Annotated in this window: 1 protein-coding gene; it reads right to left on the reverse strand. The window is 69.2% G+C overall.

Translation table 11 applies throughout. The features are described from left to right. Positions 1–1,052: YibE/F family protein (locus tag PLL68_RS13425; protein ID WP_324534903.1), on the reverse strand; the 1,052-nt coding region annotated here is incomplete at its 3' end. Between the last annotated feature and the right edge of the window lie 344 nt (positions 1,053–1,396).

Below are 1,396 nucleotides of genomic sequence, written 5' to 3' on the forward strand. Positions count from 1 at the left end.
GAGATGAACTGCGTGGTCACCACGTCGGCGAACGAGGGGTTGTCGGCGGCCACGAGGATGAGCAACGGCAGCGACGCACCCGCGTAGGCCAGCACGATCGTGTTGACGACCGAGGCGATGTGCGACCGGCCGACACGGCTCGCCGAGCGGTACAGCTGACCGACCCCGTACGTCGGGTTGGCCTCGGCCAGCTCGGCCACGATGCTCGCCTGGGTCACGGTCACGTCGTCGAGCACGCCGACGGAGCCGATGATGATGCTCGCCACGAGCAGACCGGACATGGTGATGCCGTAGCGGTCGCTCACCGACGACGAGACGTCGTCCGTGATGCCGCTCAGCCTGAGGGCACTGACCGAGACAGCCGCGAGCACCCCCGTGAGCACCAGGCTGGCCAGCGTGCCGAGGACGGCCACCGTCGACGTCATCGTGATGCCGTGGGTCAGGTAGAGCACCGTGAGCGTGATCGCGGCCGACCCGACGAGCGCCACGAGCATGGGCGACTCCCCACCGAGGATCGCCGGCACGACGAAGAACACCAGGACGAGGAACGTCACGCCGAGACCCGCCAACGCGGACAGCCCGCGCCACCGCCCGAACGCGAGCAGCGCCAGTACGAAGGCCAGGGACACCACGAGCAGCCCGCTGCCGCGCTGGTGGTCCACGACCCCGAACTGCTCCTCCTCCACACCTGGCACCGAGATGACGAGGATGTCGTCGCCCTCGACGATCACGGGGGCGCCGGGACCGTTGGGGAGGTCCACGACCACCGTCCGGCCGGCATCCGAACCCTCCGACAACTTCACGGTTGCCGTCCCGCAGCCGTTGGCCGTCTCCTCCGTGACGTCCGGCGGGCACGGCTCGGGGTGCAGAGCCACCACCGTCGCCTTGAGCTCGGGTGCCGCCCGGTCACCCGACTCAGCAGGCGCTGCGTCAGGCCACAGCCAGAGCACCGCCCCCAGGGTCAGCAGCGCCAGGACGAGCACGACGGCGCGTGCGACCCGGCGCATCTGCCGGGTGTCGCTGGATCCGTGCTTGGCGTGGACGCCGCCCATGGTGGTGCTCTCCCTTTCGTGCTGGTTGGCGCTTCATCCTCACATGGAGCCGAGGGTGCTTCGGCGCGCCTTCCGGCCTCAAGTGGTCGGATGCCGTCGCGCTGGTTGCGCTGCTTTCTCACCGGAGCTGGGCGGATGCCGTTCGCGCCCTGCGCTCTCTCCTCACCGGAGCTGAGGGGAGCCGTCACGCGGGGGCGCTTCAAGGCTCAGGGTGACGGCTCCCCACTGTTCCCTTCGACAGCAAAGACTGAAGGCCCGGCGAAAAGCGTGCCGGGCCTTCAGTCTTGCTGTGGAGCTGAGGGGATTCGAACCCCTGACCCCCTCCATGCCATGGAGGTGCGCTA

The sequence above is a fragment of the Ornithinibacter sp. genome (genome assembly GCF_035443565.1).
Taxonomy (GTDB): Bacteria; Actinomycetota; Actinomycetes; order Actinomycetales; family Dermatophilaceae; genus Fodinibacter.